Raw genomic sequence first — 17,542 nt, 5'->3', positions numbered from 1 at the left:
GCTCGCGAGCATGCCAGCCGGATTGTCGGGCCGGTCGTCGGGGGCGGTGTCAGAGCAGGCCGGTGGCCATGGCGGTGGTGACGGCGGCGGTGCGGTCGGAGACGTCGAGTTTGTTGAAGGTCCGCAGCAGGTGGGTCTTCACGGTCGCCTCGCCGATGTGCAGTTCCCGGCCGATCTCGGCGTTGGACAGCCCTCGGGCGACCAGCCGCAGCACCTGCACCTCGCGGGGTGACAGGGTGTCGCGGGCGGTGGGTCGGCGTACCTGGTGCAGCAGTCGGGTCGCCACCGAGGGGGCGAGGACGGTGCCGCCGCGTGCGGCGGTGCGGATCGCGGTGATCAGGTCGGCGCGGGAGGTGTCCTTGAGCAGGTAGCCGGCGGCGCCGGCCTCGACGGCCCGCAGGATGTCGGTGTCGGTCTCGTAGGTGGTCAGCACCACCACCCGGGTCTGTGGTCGAGCGGTGAGGATGCGGCCGGTGGCGGTGGCGCCGTCGTCGCCGGGCATCCGCAGGTCCATCAGGACCACGTCGGGGTGGTGGGCGTGGACGGCCGTGAGTGCCTCGGCGGCATCGGCGGCCTCGCCGACGACGGTGATGTCGTCGGTGCCGGCGAGCATGCCGGCGACTCCGGCGCGGACCACCGGGTGGTCGTCCACCAGCAGCACGGTGATCATTGGTACGGCACCTCCACCCGGATCGTGGTCCCCTCGCCGGGGGCCGAGCGTACGAGGACGCTGCCGTTGACCTGTTCGACGCGGGTGCGCAGCCCGGCCAGCCCGTAGCCGCCGTCGCCGTCCGGGTACGCCCCGGCGGGGTCGAATCCGGCGCCGTCGTCGCCGATCTCCAGCGTGACCCGGTCGTCGTCGCCGTGCAGCAGGACGGCCACGGCGGTGGCGTCGGCGTGCCGCCGGACGTTGGTCAGCGCCTCCTGTGCCGCGCGTAGCAGCACCACCTCCACGGCGGTGCCCGGTGCCGGGCCGGCGGTCAGGTCGGCGGTGCAGGTGACCGGCACCCCGGTCTCCCGGGTGAAGCGGTCGGCCAGCCGGTCCAGTGCCTGTTCCAGCGGGGAGCCGTCGATCTGCGTCGGGGTGAGTGCGGCGACCAGGGTGCGTACGTCGAGCAGGTTCTCCCGGGCGGTCTGCCGGGCCAGGTCCAGGTGGCGGCGGGCCTGGTCCGGGTCGCGGTCCAGGTCGGCCTCGGCGGCCTGGACCAGCATCACCACGCTGGACAGGCCCTGGGCCACGGTGTCGTGGATGTCGGCGGCGAGTCGTTGCCGTTCGGCGGCCACCCCGGCGCGGTGGGAGACCTCGGCCAGCTCGGCCCGGGTCTGTTCCAGTTGGGCGATCAGCTCGGCGCGTCGGCCGCTCTCGGCGACGGTGTGTTGGGCCCAGACGCCCAGCACGCTGACCACGAGGACGGTCATCAGGGCGATCAGCAGGGGCGCGACCACCTCGCCCAGGTCGGGCAGCCGGACGGCCAGGACGATCACGTGCACGGAGTTGAGCAGCAGCACCGCGCCGACCGCTGGTATGGCGGGCAGCACCATGAACATCTGCGGGTTGAGCACGAACAGTAGGAACGAGGCGGTGCCGCTGAGCAGGACCGCCGGCACGTAGAGCAGGATCACCCCGGTGAGGTAGAGGTAGCCGTGCCAGTCCTCGACGGAGTCGCGCATCAGTCGGCGGCCGACGCCGAGGTACCAGCCGGTCAGGGCGAGGAACAGCGCGAGGCAGCCGAGGCGGGCGGCGGGCGTACGGCTGCCGTCGGCGGCCACGGCCACGGCGACGCCGACGGCGGCCAGGGCGAAGTAGCCGTCCCAGAGCCGGAAGCGTGCGCTCCACGTGTCGGTCGGTGGAGTCATCGGGTGCGTCGACCTCGCCAGCGGAAGGTGGTCAGGCACAGCACCATTCCTCCGATGCACCACGCGGCGAGCACGAGCGCGATCCGACCGTGCTCCCAGGAGGGTACGACCTCCTGCGGGAGGATGGTGTCGGGCAGGAACACCGAGCGGAAGCCCTGGGCCATCCATTTGAGCGGGAACAGCGAGCCGATCGTGACCAGCGGTTCGGGTAGGTGCCCGACGGGGGTGTAGAAGACGCCGGAGATGAAGGCCAGCACCAGGTAGGGCAGGTTCATCACGGCCCCGGCGCTGCGGGCCGAGCGGGCCAGGCTGCTGGCGGCGATGCCGACCAGGGCGCAGGCGGTGGCGCCGAGCAGGAACACCCAGCCGAAGGTGAGCCAGCGGGCGGGGTCGGTGGGCAGCCGCAGGTCGAAGGCGAGTACCGCGATGCCCAGCAGCAGGATCGTCTCGCCGATGCTGACCACCAGGGCCATCAGGGTCTTGCCGACGATGTACGCCGAGGGGGGCATCGGGACGCCGCGCAGTCGGCGCAGGGTGCCGTCGTCGCGGTCGGCGGCGATGCCGGTGCCCAGGTTGACGAAGGTGGTGGAGGCGATGCCGGCGGCGATCATGCTGGGGGCGAGGTACTGGGCCGAGGTCACGTCGCTGCCCTCGTAGACGCCGTCGAAGATCGCGCCGAGCAGGGCGAGGATGACCGCGGGCATGGCGAAGGTGAACACCACGGCGTCGCGTTCCCGGAAGAAGCACCGCAGTTCGATGCCGGCGCGGTGCAGCCCGAGCCGTAGGGCACCGGGGCGGCGGGTGGCGGCGCGGTGGGCGGTGGCGGTCACGGGGTCGCTCCGATCAGGTCCAGGTAGACGTCTTCGAGGCTGGGGCGGCTGACGGTCAGGCCGGGCACGGTGCCGCCGTGGCGGCGGGTCAGCTCGGCGACGAGGGCGGCCGGGTCGTCGGTCTCCTGCCGGCCGTGGGCCCACCGGACCACGGTGCGGGCGGTGGCGCGTCCGCCGAGGGTGGCCGGGGCACCGTCGGCGACGATCCGGCCGCCGACGATGACCGCGACGCGGTCGGCCAGTGCCTCGGCCTCGTCGAGGTAGTGGGTGCTGAACAGGATGGTGGTCTCCTCGCCGGCGAGTCGGCGGATCGGCGTCCAGAACTGGCGGCGCGCCTGCGGGTCGAAGCCGGTGGTCGGTTCGTCGAGGAAGAGCAGCCGGGGGCGGCCGACCACGCCGAGTGCGACGTCCAGGCGGCGGCGTTGGCCGCCGGAGAGGGTACGGACCCGGGCGCCGGCCTTGTCGGTGAGACCGACCAGGGTGAGGACGTCGGCGGGGTCGCGGGGTGCGGGGTAGTAGCGGGCGAAGTGGCGTACCGCCTCGGCGACGGTCAGTTCGGTCAGGTCGTCGCTGTGCTGGGCGACGACGCCGATGCCGGCGCGCCAGTCGAGGTCGACGTGGGCCGGGTCGCGGCCGAGCACCTGCACGTCACCGGCGTCGCGGTCGCGGTGGCCCTGAAGGATGTCGATGGTGCTGGTCTTGCCGGCGCCGTTGGGTCCGAGCAGGGCCACCACCTCGCCGGTGGCGACGTCCAGGTCGACGCCGGCCACGGCGGTGGTGTCGCCGTAGGTCTTACGTAGTCCGCGGACGCAGATGACGGGGGAGTCGGTCATGTCCTGATCGTCGGTCGACGTGGGGGTGTCGCGGGACGACCGGTGGACGGAACCGTGGTGTCCGTCGACCGGTGGACAGGGCGTCGACCGGGGGGTCGGTCGAATCCGACGAATGTTTGTTGCCGCAAGCATCGGGTAGTCGCGGAAGCTTACCGACGATCACGGCAGGAAGGACGCAGGCGATGGCGGCACAGGTCAAGGTGGCGGTGATCTACTACAGCGCGACCGGCATCACGTACCAGATGGCGCAGTCGGCCCGGGAGGCCGCCGAGCAGGCCGGTGCGGAAGTCCGGTTGCGCAAGGTGCGCGAGTTGGCCCCGGACGAGGCGATCCGGTCGAACTCGGGCTGGGAGGCGCACCGGCTGGAGACCCAGGACGTCGAGGAGGCGCAGCCGGACGACCTGAGCTGGGCCGATGTGGTGATCTTCGGTTCGCCGACCCGGTACGGTCTGGTCGCCGCGCAGCTCAAGCAGTTCATCGACACCACCGGACCGCTGTGGGCGCAGGGCGCACTGGCCGACAAGGTGTACTCGGCGTTCACCTCGACAGCCACACATCACGGTGGGCAGGAGTCGACGCTGCTGTCGCTGTTCCACGTCTTCTACCACTGGGGTGGGATCGTGGTCGCGCCCGGCTACACCGAGCCGAGCCAGTTCGTCTCCGGCAACCCGTACGGCGCGTCGCACACCAGCAACAACGGTGAGACCGCGCCGGATCATGTGGCGTTGGAGGCGACGGCGTTGACGGCCAAGCGGGCGGTGCGCATCGGTGCGGCGCTGAAGCAGGGCCTGGCCGGCTGAGTCAGGGACCGGCGGTCCGGGCAGGGGCTCTCATACCCGCCCGGACCGTCGGCCGTGAACAGCGCTACCCCGGATCGGGCCGGCTATGCCTGCCCGGTGGTGGACAACTCGCCGGCCGGTGCCGGCAGTAGCTGCGCCAGCAGCTCGGCCAGCACCGCGACCCCGTCCGGGCTGAGCACCGATTCGGGATGGAACTGCACCCCGGCGAAGCCCCGGCCGCGCAGCGCGTGCACGGCGCCGTCGACCTCGTCGCGGGTCACCTCGACCGGGCCGTGGCGGCTGTCGAGGCGGTCGGTGTCGGCGTGGGCGGTGAAGGTGGCGTAGAAGCCGACCCGGCGGGGCGTGCCGGAGAGCACGACGGTGCGTTGCAGGCCCTGGTAGGGCGCGTCGCGGCGGCTCACCGGCAGTCCGAGCAGGCCGGCGAGCAGTTGGTGGCCGAGGCAGACCGCGAGGGTGGGGTGTCCGGCGTCGAGTAATTCGGTGAGCAGGTCACGTAGCCGGTGCATCTTCGCGGTGTCGCCGGTGGGGTCGCCGGGGCCGGGGCCGACGACGACCAGGTCGTCGGCGCGGACCGGCCCGGTGGCGTGCCACGGTCGGACGGTCACCGTCAGGCCGAGGGCGCCGAGCTGGTGGGCGAGCATGCCGGTGAAGGTGTCCTCGCCGTCGACGACGAGGGCGCGGCGTCCGGCCAGGGCGGGTAGGGCCAGTGCGCCGGTCGGGCGCTGGTCGAGCCAGAAGCGGGCCAGCGGGGCGTTGCGGGCGGCCAGCGCGGCGCGTACCTCGGGATCGTCGGCCAGGCGGCGGGGTGGCTGCGGTCCGGCCTGCGGTGCCTGCGGTCCCAGGCCGAGGGCGGCGAGCACCCCGGCGGCCTTGGCGTGGGTCTCGGCGACCTCGGCGGCGGGCGTGGAGTGCCGGACCAGGGTCGCCCCGACCGGGACCCGCAGCTCACCGGTGGGGGAGAGTTCGGCGGTGCGGATCAGGATCGGGGCGTCGAGGGTCTGCCGGCCGTTGTCGTCGTGACCGAGCAGCGCCAGGACTCCGGCGTAGTAGCGGCGGCCGGTGCGTTCGTGGCGGGCGATCACCCGGCAGGCGTTCTCCATCGGGCTGCCGGTCACCGTGGGGGCGAACATCGTCTCCCGCAGCACCTCGCGGACGTCCCGGCTGCCGTGTCCGGCCAGCAGGTACTCGGTGTGTGCCAGGTGCGACATCTCCTTGAGGTACGGCCCGACCACCTGACCGCCGTGTTCGGCCACCGTGGCCATCATCTTCAGTTCCTCGTCGAGGACCATGTACAGCTCCTCGGTCTCCTTGGTGTCGGCGAGGAAGCGCAGCAGGGCGGCCCGGTCGGCGGTGGCTCCGGTGTGTCGGAAGGTGCCGCTGATCGGGTTCATCATGACCAGGCCGTCGTCGACGCTGACGTGTCGTTCCGGGCTGGCGCCGACCAGCGTGCGGGTGCCGGTGTGCACCACGAACGTCCAGTACGCGCCGCGTTCGCGGTGCAGCAGCGACCGGAGGGCGGCCAGCGCGGCGGTCACCGGCGCGCCCTGCACCTGGGCGTGCAGCGTGCGGTGGATGACGAAGTTGGCGCCCTCGCCGCGTCCGATCTCCTCGGCCAGCACCCGGGCGACGACGGCGGCGTAGGCGTCGTCGGGGACGTCGAAGGCGGCGCCGGTGGTGCGGACCGGGCCCTCGGGTAACGCGTCGAGGGCGTCGGCCAGCGGTACCCGTACGTGCTGCCCGATCCGCAGGAACTCCAGCGGCACGCCGTCGTCCACGCAGGCAAAACCACGCTCGGTGATCTGTCGGAACGGCACCAGCGCCAGCGTGGCCGGGCCGGGCACGTCGGTGGGCAGCGGCAGGTCGGCCAGTCGCGCGGCGGTGTCCACCGTGCCGGTGAACAGGTCGAGGTGGGGGGCGTCGGCGCGGCGTACCAGGGCGAACGGGCCCGGGTCGGTGCCGTCGGCGAGCGCGGCGAGCAGGTCGGTCAGTGGGTTCATCGGTCTCTCCTGGGTCCGGGAGCCGCCGTTGCGGCGGCCCACGGGCCGGAAACCATGACCGGCGGCCGCCTCGTCGGGCGGCCGCGTGGGTGACTACGCGTGCAGGGAGGCCGCCGGGTCGGCGGGCCACCAGCAGGACAGGCGCGTAGGCATGGGCACACCCTACGCGGGGCGTGGATCGGGGGGAAGCCGTTCGGCGGACTGGCGTGGGCGGTGACGCGCGGCGCCGACGGCAACGGGTACGTTGACCGCGATGAACATTCTCGCGCTGGACCTGGGAACCTCCTCGGTGCGGGGGCTCGTGATGGACGCCGACATCCGTCCCCTGCCGGGGGCGTTGGCGCGGCGTAAGACCGTGCTCACCGTCGACGGTGACGGCGCCGGCACCCTGGACCCTCGGCAGTACCTGGCCTGCCTCATCGAGTGCCTCGACGAGCTGCACCAGCACGGTCACCTGCGCGAGGTGGACCTGATCGCGGTCAGCGCCCAGTGGCACTCGGTGCTGCCGCTGGGCGTCGACGACGAACCACTCGGCCCGGTGCTCACCTGGCTCGACACCCGCCCCGAGCCGTCGCCGGCGCTGCACGGGCCGGTCGACGCGGTCGACTACCACCAGCGCACCGGCACCTGGTGGCACCGCTGCTACTGGTCGGTGCGGCTGCCGTGGCTGCGCGAGCAGACCGGCACCCGGGTGGGGCGTTTCACCGGACTGGTGGAGTACGCGCTGGGACGGCTGCTCACCGACGCGCCGATGTCGATGTCGCAGGCCTCCGGCACCGGGTTGCTGGACCTGGGCACGCTGGACTGGGATCCCGAGGCGTGCACGTTGGCCGGCATCCGCGGTGCGGACCTGCCCGAGCTGGCCGGCCGGGACTGGCGGGGGCGGCTGCGCGGCGAGTACGCCCGCCGCTGGCCGGACCTGGCGCAGGCGTCCTGGACGGCCCCGGTCGGCGACGGCGCCGCCTCCAACGTCGGCTCCGGCTGCATCGACGACAGCCGGGCGGCGGTGACCGTCGGCACCTCCTCGGCGGTCCGGCTGCTGCAGCGGATGCCGGCGCACGCTGCGCAGTCGCCGCTGCCGCATCGGCTGTGGCGCTACCGCGTCGACCACGACCACGTCGTCACCGGGGCGGCGTACTCCTCGGGTGGGAATCTGTTCGCCTGGGCGGACCGGGTGCTGCGGCTGCCCACCGGCCCGGCGCTGGAGCAGGCCCTGGCGGTGCTGCCGCCCGGCGCGGGCGTACCGGTCAACGTCGGTTTCGGTGGCGACCGTCCCCCCGGCGACCGGAGCGCCGGCTCCGGTGAGCTGCGCGGACTCGATTTCGGCACCACCTCCGTGCAGATCCTGGCCGGGCTGATGCACGGGGTGTGCGAGCAGGTCGTGGACGACCTGGTGCGGCTGGAGTCGATGGTCGGACGGCCCACCGACGTGGTCCTCGGTGGCGGCGCGATGGCCGCCTCGCCCTGGTGGCGCCGCACCTTCGCGCAGGTGCTCACTCCCCGTCGGGTCGACTTCGGACGTCACCCGGAGATCGGGGCCACCGGCGCGGCGCTCGTGGCGACCGGCCGGATCACCGATGCCGTGGTGGTGGCCGACATCAGCCGGACGGATGATCAAGCTCCGGCGACCCCGGCATAGGGTGGCGACCGGCGGTCTCGTCCTGAACCCTTCGTAAGGGCAGGACGTTGACACTGCTCGGGGGCCTGGTTGGATGGACCGCGCTCCCCGAGGTCACGGCGGGCGCGTGGGGAGGAGGACCCTGTGGGTGCAGCACATCAGACGCCCGAGGTGTCAGCGCATCGCCGACGGCGGTTCGACGTTCGGGTGGTGCCCCACCGGCGGCGTTCCGCGTTCCGGTTGCGGGACTGGCGGATGCGGACCAAACTCGCCGCCGTGCTGGTCATTCCGTCGGTGGCGTTCCTGGTCATGGCCGGGGTGCAGGCCCAGAGCCTGGTCGGACGGGCGAGCACGCTCGGTGACTTCGCCGCGCAGGTCACCGTCGGTGAGGAGATCACCTACCTGGTGCACATGCTGCAGCAGGAACGCGACCGTACCGCCGGTGAGCTGCCCGTGCTGCGCGCCAGCGCCGACGAGGCCGGCCGCGCCGCGATGCTGGGCTCGTTGCAGCAGTACCGGGATGCCACCGACGACGCGATGCGGGCGCTGCGGGAGGTGGCCGAGCCGGTGGCCGAGGCCGACCCGGCCTGGCGCGACACCTACTCGGTGGCGTCGCAGGCGGTGCAGCAGGTCGAGTACATCCGCGGGGTGATGGCGACCGTGGTGCTCAGCGACGACACCATCCTGGGTAACTACCACCGGGCCATCGAGGGGCTGCTGACCCTGCTCGCCCAGCCAACGCCGGGTAACGACCGCCCGGAGCTGGCCGACGCGGTGCTGCGGTACGTGCAGTTCGCCCGGGCCAAGGACTCGTCCGCGCGGGTCCGGGCGGAGGTTTACGCCGCCGCGCGGGACAGCGGCTACAGCGCCGACGGCGGGGCGCGGCTGGCCGAACTGCGGGCCCGTCAGCTGACCGCGCTGGGCGTGTTCCGGATCGCCGCGACCAACGGGCAGGTGGCCCGCTACGACGAGATGACCGTGAACCCGGTCTTCGCCGCCACCGCTGAGCTGGAGGATCGGGCGATCGCCCAGATCGCGGCCGGTCGGTTGGTGCTGACCGGCGGGCAGTGGTGGGAGGCCAGCGACAACCGCCACGAGCTGCTGCGCCAGTACGAGGCCGAGGTACTGGCCGAGGCGGTGCAGCAGGCGCAGGCGGCCAGCACCACCCAGCTGCGTCAGACCCTGCTGCTGATCGGTGCGATCATCACGGTGTTGCTGGTGGCGGTGCTGATCTCGGTGCTGGTCGGCCGGTCGCTGGCCCGGTCGATCCGGCTGCTGCGCTCGCAGGCGCTACGGATCGCCCAGGTCGAGCTGCCCGAGGCGCTGGCCCGGCTGCGGTCGGTCTCTGGTGGCGTACCGCCCATCGAGGTGTCCCCGGCGGTGGTCCGCTCGCTCGACGAGATCGGTGAGCTGGCCGAGGCGTTCGTCGCCGTGCACCGCAGCGCCGTCGGCGTGGCGGTCGAGCAGGCGAACATGCGGCGCAACGTCAACGCGATGTTCGTCAACCTGGCCCGACGCAGCCAGGTGCTGGTCGAGCGGCAGTTGGAGCTGCTCGACGACCTGGAGCGGGAGGAAGGCGACCCGGACCAGCTGGAGAACCTGTTCAAGCTGGACCACCTGGCCGCCCGTATGCGCCGTAACGACGAGAGTCTGCTGGTGCTGGCCGGCACCGAGTCGACCCGGCGGTGGAACCGGCCGATCGGGCTGGGCGCGGTGCTGCTGGCGGCCAGCGCGGAGATCGAGCAGTACCAGCGGGTGCGGCACGAGGCCGTGGCCGACCTGCACGTGGTCGGACACGCCGTCGGTGAACTGGTCCACCTGCTGGCCGAGCTGCTGGAGAACGCCACCGCCTTCTCCCGCCCCGACACGGTGGTGCAAGTCATGGCCCGGTTCGAGGGCCACGGCGCGGTGATCGAGATCGCCGACCAGGGCATCGGCATGACCGAGACGGCGTTGGCCGAGGCCAACGCCGTCCTGGCGTCTCCGCCGGCCGCCGACGTGGCGGCGGTGGAGCGGATGGGTCTGTTCGTGGTCAGCCACCTGGCGGCCCGGCACGGCATCGAGGTGCGGCTGCACGGCGGTGTCGGCGGGCTGGTGGCGCGGATCCGGCTGCCCGGTGCGCTGCTGGCGGCGGCTCCGGCACCGAGCGTCGACCCGGTGTCGGCGCCGCGGATCCCCGGCGGCATGACCGCCCACCAGGGCGGACGGCCCGGTCCGGTGGAGCTGCCGGTCGCCGGCCGTCGACCGACCACCGTGCCCCGCCAGACCCATCCGGTACGCGCCGAGACCGTGCTCGCCCCGGCGGCGGCCGTCCCGGCCGGTGGCGGCGGTGGCTGGTGGTCCCGGGAGGGACCGTCGGGGGCGGTGCCGACGACGGGGGTCGGTCAACCGGCGCCGCCGACGGTGCCGGTGACCGCCGGCACCAATGCCCGGGGCCTGCCAATGCGGGTACCGATGGCGCAACTGAGTTCGGTGAGCCAGCCGGCCCGCCCGGAGCAGCAGCGGCCGGTCCGGCACGACCCCGACCCGGATGCGGTCGGCGGCATGTTGTCGAAGTTGTACAGCGGTGTGCGGCGGGCCGAGGCCGAGGAGACCATGCAGATTCCCGTGCAACCGTCCGGCGTATGGAACGAAGGGGGACCAAGGTGACCACCTTGTCGCAGCAGGCTCGGGATCTGAGCTGGCTGGTCAGCGCATTCGCGGATCGGGTGCCGGGAGTGGCACACGCGATCGTGGTGTCCTCCGACGGGCTGCTGGTGGCGATATCGGACAATCTGCCTCGGGATCACGCCGACAAGCTTTCCGCCGTCACCTCGGGTCTGATGAGCATCACCGCTGGTGCCGCGCAGATGTTCGACGGTGACGTGGTCAAGCAGACCGTCGTCGAGATGGGTCGGGGCTACTTCCTGGTGATGCAGGTCCGCGACGGGTCGATCCTGGCCACCCTCGCTGCGGCGGACGCCGACATCGGTGTGGTGGGCTACGAGATGGCGCGGCTGGCCAAGCAGGCCGGGGACATGCTGACCCCGGCGTTGCGCGCCGAGTTGCAGCAGGCCCTGCCGCGCTGACCTGCCGGCGTCGCTCGCGGGCCAGCCGGCCGGGCGTGGTCCTGAGCGGTCCGAGGCCGACGGGCTGCGTACCGGCAGGCGGGCGGCGACGGTTCGTCACGAGGTGCGGCCGCGTCGCGTGTGCAGCTGCCGTAGCCGGGCGGCGAGGACGAGCAGACCGGCAGCGGCGGTGACGGCGAGCAGCGCGACGAGAGTCGGGTACAGGTACGTGGTCTGCCACCACGAGATGTCTCGTCCCCGGTAGAGGAAACCGGCGATCCGGTGCAGCGTGACCAGCAGCGCGATCGGCGCGGCCAGCGTCAGCAGCCGCAGCGTGGTGCCCAGACGGTGTCGTGGCCGGTCGGCCCAGCGGCGGGCCCGCCGCACGCCACGTGCCGCGAGCAGGACGACCGCCGGTACGCCGGCCAGCAGCAGCACGTCGATCCACGCCGGTGACGGGCCGGGCCGCCCGACCGGCCGACCCTCGACGAGATCGACGAGCAGTTCGCCGAGTTCGGGGGCCGGGGAGTCCCGCCGGGCAAAGCGGCGGCGCGCCGTGACGGAGGGAACGGGGTGTTTGCGGACCGCAGAATAGCCTGATCGCCCGGCCGGAGGCGGCCTATGGATGGTGTCTGTGCCCTTTCGAGCTGAACCGCTTATGCCATCAGCGATGGGCGGCACGGGGGTCGACCCCGGACGGTGACCCGTCTGCGCTATCAGCTCGACAGCCCTCGCTCCACGCATCCGAAGGTACGACGGCAGCGTAGGAGAACGTCCACGCTGGTGTATCACTGCGCAGACCGTGGGCGGTGGATGCGCGGACGGCCTGGTCCCGGGCGGTCCCAGCGCCAGGCGGGCCGCGTGTGAGGAGGGGTCCCCTGCTATGCAAGAGGCGTTAGCAGGGGACCCCTGCTTACACCTCAGAGGGCGTTGTCGGCGATGACCTGGCGGTACCAGTGGGCGCTGCGCTTGAGCACGCGGCGTTGGGTGGCGTAGTCGACGTAGATCAGGCCCCAGCGCTGGTCGTAGCCCTCGGCCCACTCGAAGTTGTCGAGCAGCGACCAGACGTGGAAGCTCTCCAGCGGCACGCCGTCGGTGACGGCGCGGTGGGCGGCGGCGAGGTGGTCGCGCAGGAAGGTGACCCGGCCGGTGTCCTCGACGGTGCCGTCGGCGGCGAGTACGTCGGGGGTGGGTAGGCCGTTCTCGGTCACGGTGAGCGGGATGGGGCCGTAGTCGCGAGTGACCCGGGTCAGGATGTCGTACATGCCGTCGGGGTAGATCTGCTGCCACTCCGCCTCGGAGGTGGGCCAGCGGCTGACGGTGCCGCCGTTGGCGGTGACGTAGATCGGGGTGTAGTACTGCACGGCGAGCAGGTCGATGGGGGAGGAGATGATCTCCAGGTCGCCGTCGCGGATGCCGCGCACCATGCGGCTGTCCGGTCCGAGGTCGGCCAGGACGTCCTCGGGGTAGCTGCCCTTGAGGGCGGAGTCGAGGTAGAGGCGGTTCTCGTAGCCGTCGTAGAGGCGGGCGGCCTCGGCGGCGGCGGGGGAGTCGTCGGCGGGGTAGCAGGGGTGCAGGTTGAAGGCCGGGCCGATGCGGCCGGCGCCGCTGGTGTCGCGCAGTGCGCGGACGGCGAGGCCGTGGGCCAGCTGCAGGTGGTGGGCGACCAGGTAGGCGGCGTCGGGGTCGCGCAGGCCGGGGGCGTGGTGGCCGGAGAGGTAGCCGTTCTGCACCACGGTCTTGGGTTCGTTGATGGTCAGCCAGACCGGGACGCGGTCGCCGAGGGCGTCGAAGAGGATGGCGGCGTAGTCGGCGAAGCGCTGGGCGACGTCGCGGGACTCCCATCCGCCGGTGTTCTGCAGGGCCTGGGGCAGGTCCCAGTGGAACAGGGTGGCCATCGGGGAGATGCCCCGCTCGTGCAGGCCGTCGACGAGGCGGCGGTAGAAGTCGAGGCCGCGTTGGTTGGCGGGGCCGGTGCCGTCGGGCTGGATGCGCGGCCAGGAGATGGAGAACCGGTAGCTGCGCAGCCCCAGGTCGCGCATCAGATCGAGGTCGTCGGCGTAGCGGTGGTAGTGGTCGGCGGCGACGTCTCCGGTGTCGCCGTTGCGGATGCGTCCGGGTGCGTGGCTGAAGGTGTCCCAGACCGATTCGCCGCGGCCGTCTTCCTTGACGGCGCCTTCGATCTGGTACGCGGAGGTGGCCGCGCCCCAGCCGAAGTTCTGGGGGAAGGGCAGCCGGCCGGCGGGGCTGGTCTCCGGCGCGGTGCGGTCGGTGTCGCCGGGCTGGCAGCCGGCGAGGGTCGCGGCGGCGCCGGCTGCCGTGGCGGTGCCGATGGCGGCGCCGGCGGGGGTGACGGCGGTGGCCGAGAGCGCCGCGTGGCGCAGCAGGTGGCGCCGGGTGAGTATCGACATGGAGTTCTCCTCGTGATGGTTGACCGCCTGAGCCCTCGGGAGCGCTCCCAATACAGGGTAAAGGGTGGCGGTGCCCGCCAAGAGCCGGATCGTCGCAGGTCGGGGGTGCCTTGGCGGCGGGGACGGCTGGGGGTGGGAAAGATGGCGCTGGCCGGTCGGGCGTCGGGTCGGCGGGACCGGGGTGCGCTCAGTGCCGCGGGGCGGACCGGGATGGCGCGCGCCCGGGGCGGTCGGCGGGCGTCGCACGGTCGGCGGGCGGGTCGACTGCCGTTGCGGGGCGCGCGTGTGACGCGCGTCTGACCCGTCGGCCTCTTTTCCCATCGTGAACGGGGGTTTAGTGTGGGGACGGGGGAGGGCAACCCCCGTCCCCACTGTGTTGCGGTACACGCACGGGCGGATTTGGCGTCCCAGTCGTGCGTGTCGCGCGGGAGCCGGGCCACGCGAGTGGCTTGAGGTCCACCTCCCTCCACTATGGTGGGGCGGCGGCTGACGGCGGTGTCCGGGCTGGCCCGCCGTCGGCCTCTGGTCTAGTCCCCGGCGCTGTGGGCACAGCCCCGGGTGATCTTCTTTTTGGAACCTTGTCGATGGAAGCGCTCCCATCGACGTTGCTGCGACTGTAACGCCCGTCACGGCTTTGTGAAAGCCCCAAAACGAGATCGAAACAAGCCGGTGTTTCCGGAAGTTCCTGTGCTGGATCTGGGAGCGCTTCCATGGCAGACTGTCGATCGACCGCGTGGAGCCAGATACGCGTGAGTGCAGGTTGCCGAGGGCAGCCCGGCTTGTCCGGTAACGGCGTCCTGATCGCAGCGGGGAGCAGCAGTCGTGCGACGGCGCCCCCGCCGCCCCCGGCCTTCGGGCCGACAGAGAGACCACCATCCACTTGGCGCCTCGCGGACACCCTGTCGGCGTGGCGTCGCGCCGGGGGGCACCGTCCCCGGCCTGGTCCGAGGAGACACCGCGCAGATGAAGAATCTGGCAAGACGTCGGCGCATGGCGTGGCTCGCCGCCGCGGCGCTGGCGATCGGCGGGGTGACCGTACCCGCCGCCGCCGCACAGGCCGCACCGGCCTGCGACGTGGTCTACGCGACGAACGACTGGAGCAACGGCTTCACCGCCAACGTCACCGTCAAGAATCTCGGTGACCCCATCACTGGCTGGACGCTGAAGTTCGCCTTCCCCGGCAACCAGCGTGTGACCCAGGGCTGGTCGGCCCGCTGGACCCAGAGCGGCAACGAGGTCACCGCCGTCAACGAGTCGTACAACGGCAACCTGGCCACCGGCGCCAGCACCACCATCGGCTTCAACGGCTCCTACAGCGGCAGCAACCCCAAGCCGACGTCCTTCTCGGTCAACGGGGTCACCTGCGGCGGGGTGCCGCAGCAGCCGCCGACGGTGAGCCTGTCGGTGCCCGCCGGGCCGTTCGTGGCCCCGGCCGACGTGCCGCTGACCGCCACGGCCAGCGACGCCGACGGCACCATCACCAAGGTGGAGTTCTACCGCAACGGGTTGCTGGTCTACACCGACACCACCGCCCCGTACGCGTACACGCTGGAGGACCTGCCGGCGGGCTCGTACACGGTGCAGGCGCGGGCGTACGACAACGCCAACCTCTCGGCGGTGGCCGAGCGGTCCTTCACCGTCACCGCGGCCACCGGGCCGGCGCTGGTCGCCACCCCGTCCTCGGTGAGCGTGCCGGAGGGCGGCACCTCGACGTTCAACCTCAAGTTGGACCGGGCGCCCACCTCGAACGTCGCGGTGAGCCTGGTGCGCACCGGTGACTCGGACATCAGCGTGACCCCGTCCACGGTCACGCTGACCCCGAGCAACTGGAGCACCGGCGTCACCGTGACCGTCGCGGCGGCGGAGGATGCCGACACCGTCGGCGGCACGGCCACCATCACCGCCTCGGCCACCGGCTACGCGCCGCTGGCGATCACCGTCACCGAGATCGACAACGACGTACCCGGCGGCGGCGACGGCGAGTACGTGGAGCGGTTCCTCGCCCAGTACGGCAAGATCAAGAACTCGGGCTACTTCAGCCCCGAGGGCGTGCCCTACCACTCGATCGAGACGCTGATCGTCGAGGCGCCCGACCACGGCCACCAGACCACCTCCGAGGCGTTCAGCTTCTGGCTGTGGCTGGAGGCGTACTACGGGCGGGTGACCCAGAACTGGGCGCCGTTCAACAACGCCTGGACCGTGATGGAGAAGTACATCATTCCGTCCTCGGCCGACCAGCCGACCGCCGGTTCCGCCGGTGACGCCAGCTACGCCGCCGAGCACGACCTGCCCAACCAGTACCCGTCGCAGTTGGAGTCCTCGGTCCCGGTGGGTCGCGACCCGCTGCGCTCGGAGCTGCAGCAGTCCTACGGCACCGGCGACATCTACGGCATGCACTGGCTGCTCGACGTCGACAACACCTACGGCTTCGGGCGCTGCGGCGACGGCACCACCCGGCCGGCGTACATCAACACCTTCCAGCGGGGCACCCAGGAGTCGGTCTGGGAGACCGTGCCGCAGCCGTCCTGCGACACGTTCCGCCACGGTGGTCAGTACGGCTACCTCGACCTGTTCGTCAAGGAGTCCAACGCCCCGGCGCGGCAGTGGAAGTACACCAACGCCCCGGACGCCGACGCCCGTGCCGTGCAGGCCGCCTACTGGGCGCTGACCTGGGCCAAGGAGCAGAACAAGCAGGCCGACGTGGCGGCCACCGTGACCAAGGCCGCCAAGATGGGCGACTACCTGCGGTACGCCATGTTCGACAAGTACTTCAAGCGGATCGGCAACTGCGTCGGGGCCAGCCAGTGCCCCGCCGGTAGCGGCCGCGACTCCGCGCACTACCTGCTGTCCTGGTACTACGCCTGGGGCGGCGCGTACGAGACCAGCCAGAACTGGTCGTGGCGCATCGGTTCCAGCCACAGCCACTTCGGCTACCAGAACCCGTTCGCGGCGTGGGCGCTGACCAACGTCAACGAACTCAAGCCGCGCTCGTCCACGGCGGCGGCGGACTGGACCAACAGCCTCAACCGGCAGCTGGAGTTCTACACCTGGCTCCAGTCGGCCGAGGGCGGCATCGCCGGTGGCGCGACCAACAGCTGGGGCGGGCACTACGGCACGCCGCCGGCCGGTACGTCCACCTTCTACGGCATGTTCTACGACGTCGACCCGGTCTACAACGACCCGCCGTCGAACCAGTGGTTCGGCATGCAGGCCTGGTCGATGCAGCGCATCGCCGAGCTGTACCTGGTCAGCGGCAACGCCAAGGCCAAGGCACTGCTCGACAAGTGGGTGCCGTGGGCGATCGCCAACACCACGCTGGGCGCCAACTGGTCCATCCCGTCGGACATGGCCTGGAGCGGACAGCCGACCACCTGGAACCCGACCAACCCGCAGCCCAACACCAACCTGCACGTCGAGGTGACGGTCAAGGGCCAGGACGTCGGCGTCGCCGCCGCCTACGCCCGCACGCTGATCGCGTACGCGGCGAAGTCGGGCAACGCGGCGGCGAAGACCACCGCCAAGGGTCTGCTGGACGCCCTGCACGCCAACAGCGACGCGCAGGGTGTCTCGACGGTGGAGAAGCGGGGCGACTACCGCCGCTTCGACGACGTCTACGATGCCTCCACCGGGCAGGGCCTCTACATCCCGCAGGGATGGACCGGCCGCATGCCCAACGGTGACGCCATCGCCCCGGGCAAGAGCTTCCTGGACATCCGGTCGTTCTACAAGAACGACCCGGCATGGCCCAAGGTCCAGGCATACCTCGACGGTGGGCCGGAGCCGGAGTTCCGCTACCACCGGTTCTGGGCCCAGGCGGACATCGCCATGGCGTACGCCGACTACGGGAAGCTGTTCCCCAACGGCTGACCGAAACTCCTCCGGGTGGGCGGTGACCCACCCGGAGGCTTCGGCCGGGCCTCGGGGGTAGAGGCAGGTACCGGCCGAACGACGGCCTGACACCCACGGTCAGGCCGGGGTGGGTCGGCCCCTCTGGCCGACGCAGCGGAGCGGTCGACCCACCCCACCGCCCCGATTGCGGGGGCGGGTCCGCAGATCGCGGAAAAATGTGACCGACCCGGGATCACACACCGGCCCGGGACGGAGTAACGTACATCACCGGAGAGGCCGCTCCCCCCGTGGCGGCCTCTC

12 protein-coding genes are annotated in these 17,542 nt (G+C 72.0%); 5 read left to right on the top strand and 7 right to left on the bottom strand.

The window, feature by feature from the left end:
• Positions 1–49 precede the first annotated feature (49 nt).
• From ABZ738_RS20630 to ABZ738_RS20615, 4 genes are read right to left on the bottom strand one after another with little or no spacing between them, the layout of a single operon-like run.
• Entirely contained in the window at positions 50–670 is a 621-nt protein-coding gene (locus ABZ738_RS20630; RefSeq protein ID WP_357215409.1) for a response regulator transcription factor, read from the bottom strand.
• On the bottom strand, positions 667–1,857 hold the full coding sequence (locus ABZ738_RS20625) for a sensor histidine kinase (RefSeq protein WP_357215405.1): 1,191 nt from the start codon (positions 1,855–1,857) through the stop codon (positions 667–669). The genes ABZ738_RS20630 and ABZ738_RS20625 overlap by 4 nt, the downstream gene beginning before the upstream one ends.
• On the bottom strand, positions 1,854–2,687 hold the full coding sequence (locus ABZ738_RS20620) for an ABC transporter permease (RefSeq protein ID WP_357215402.1): 834 nt from the start codon (positions 2,685–2,687) through the stop codon (positions 1,854–1,856). Before ABZ738_RS20620 ends, ABZ738_RS20625 begins: the two co-directional genes overlap by 4 nt.
• A complete protein-coding gene (locus tag ABZ738_RS20615; protein WP_357215399.1) occupies positions 2,684–3,520 on the bottom strand; it encodes an ABC transporter ATP-binding protein in 837 nt (278 codons plus the stop codon). The genes ABZ738_RS20620 and ABZ738_RS20615 overlap by 4 nt, the downstream gene beginning before the upstream one ends.
• 182 nt (positions 3,521–3,702) lie before the next feature.
• Between ABZ738_RS20615 and wrbA the strand changes: the two genes are divergently transcribed.
• Positions 3,703–4,320 (top strand): NAD(P)H:quinone oxidoreductase, encoded by a 618-nt coding sequence (gene wrbA / locus ABZ738_RS20610; RefSeq protein WP_176094517.1) that lies wholly within the window; start codon positions 3,703–3,705, stop codon positions 4,318–4,320.
• Between the two features lie 83 nt (positions 4,321–4,403).
• On the opposite strand, the gene ABZ738_RS20605 is transcribed toward wrbA, so the two are convergent.
• Complete coding sequence (locus ABZ738_RS20605; RefSeq protein ID WP_357215395.1) at positions 4,404–6,317, bottom strand: anthranilate synthase family protein; 1,914 nt, start codon at positions 6,315–6,317, stop codon at positions 4,404–4,406.
• Between the two features lie 253 nt (positions 6,318–6,570).
• Between ABZ738_RS20605 and ABZ738_RS20600 the strand changes: the two genes are divergently transcribed.
• The 3 genes from ABZ738_RS20600 to ABZ738_RS20590 all read left to right on the top strand — a co-directional run bounded on the left by ABZ738_RS20600 (position 6,571) and on the right by ABZ738_RS20590 (position 11,003).
• Positions 6,571–7,956, top strand: coding sequence for an FGGY family carbohydrate kinase (locus ABZ738_RS20600; RefSeq protein WP_357215392.1), 1,386 nt, complete (start codon positions 6,571–6,573; stop codon positions 7,954–7,956).
• Positions 7,957–8,145: 189 nt separating this feature from the next.
• A complete protein-coding gene (locus tag ABZ738_RS20595; protein ID WP_357215389.1) occupies positions 8,146–10,584 on the top strand; it encodes a nitrate- and nitrite sensing domain-containing protein in 2,439 nt (812 codons plus the stop codon).
• 5 nt (positions 10,585–10,589) lie between these two features.
• Positions 10,590–11,003, top strand: a complete 414-nt coding sequence (locus ABZ738_RS20590) for a roadblock/LC7 domain-containing protein (RefSeq protein ID WP_201272506.1) — start codon at positions 10,590–10,592, stop codon at positions 11,001–11,003.
• 96 nt (positions 11,004–11,099) lie between these two features.
• On the opposite strand, the gene ABZ738_RS20585 is transcribed toward ABZ738_RS20590, so the two are convergent.
• Positions 11,100–11,420: a hypothetical protein gene (locus ABZ738_RS20585; RefSeq protein WP_357215386.1), complete on the bottom strand. Its 321-nt coding sequence runs from the start codon at positions 11,418–11,420 to the stop codon at positions 11,100–11,102.
• 482 nt (positions 11,421–11,902) lie between these two features.
• A complete protein-coding gene (locus ABZ738_RS20580; RefSeq protein ID WP_357215383.1) occupies positions 11,903–13,393 on the bottom strand; it encodes a GH1 family beta-glucosidase in 1,491 nt (496 codons plus the stop codon).
• A 963-nt stretch (positions 13,394–14,356) separates the two neighbouring features.
• Here ABZ738_RS20580 and ABZ738_RS20575 point away from each other — a divergent pair.
• Entirely contained in the window at positions 14,357–17,260 is a 2,904-nt protein-coding gene (locus ABZ738_RS20575; RefSeq protein ID WP_357215380.1) for a glycoside hydrolase family 48 protein, read from the top strand.
• Positions 17,261–17,542: the final 282 nt, after the last annotated feature.

Origin of the sequence: Micromonospora sp. NPDC047793 (assembly GCF_040642635.1) — a bacterium.
Lineage (GTDB): Bacteria > Actinomycetota > Actinomycetes > Mycobacteriales > Micromonosporaceae > Micromonospora.
The sequence above is the reverse complement of the archived record's forward strand: the minus strand, read 5'-3'. Positions and strand labels throughout refer to the sequence as shown.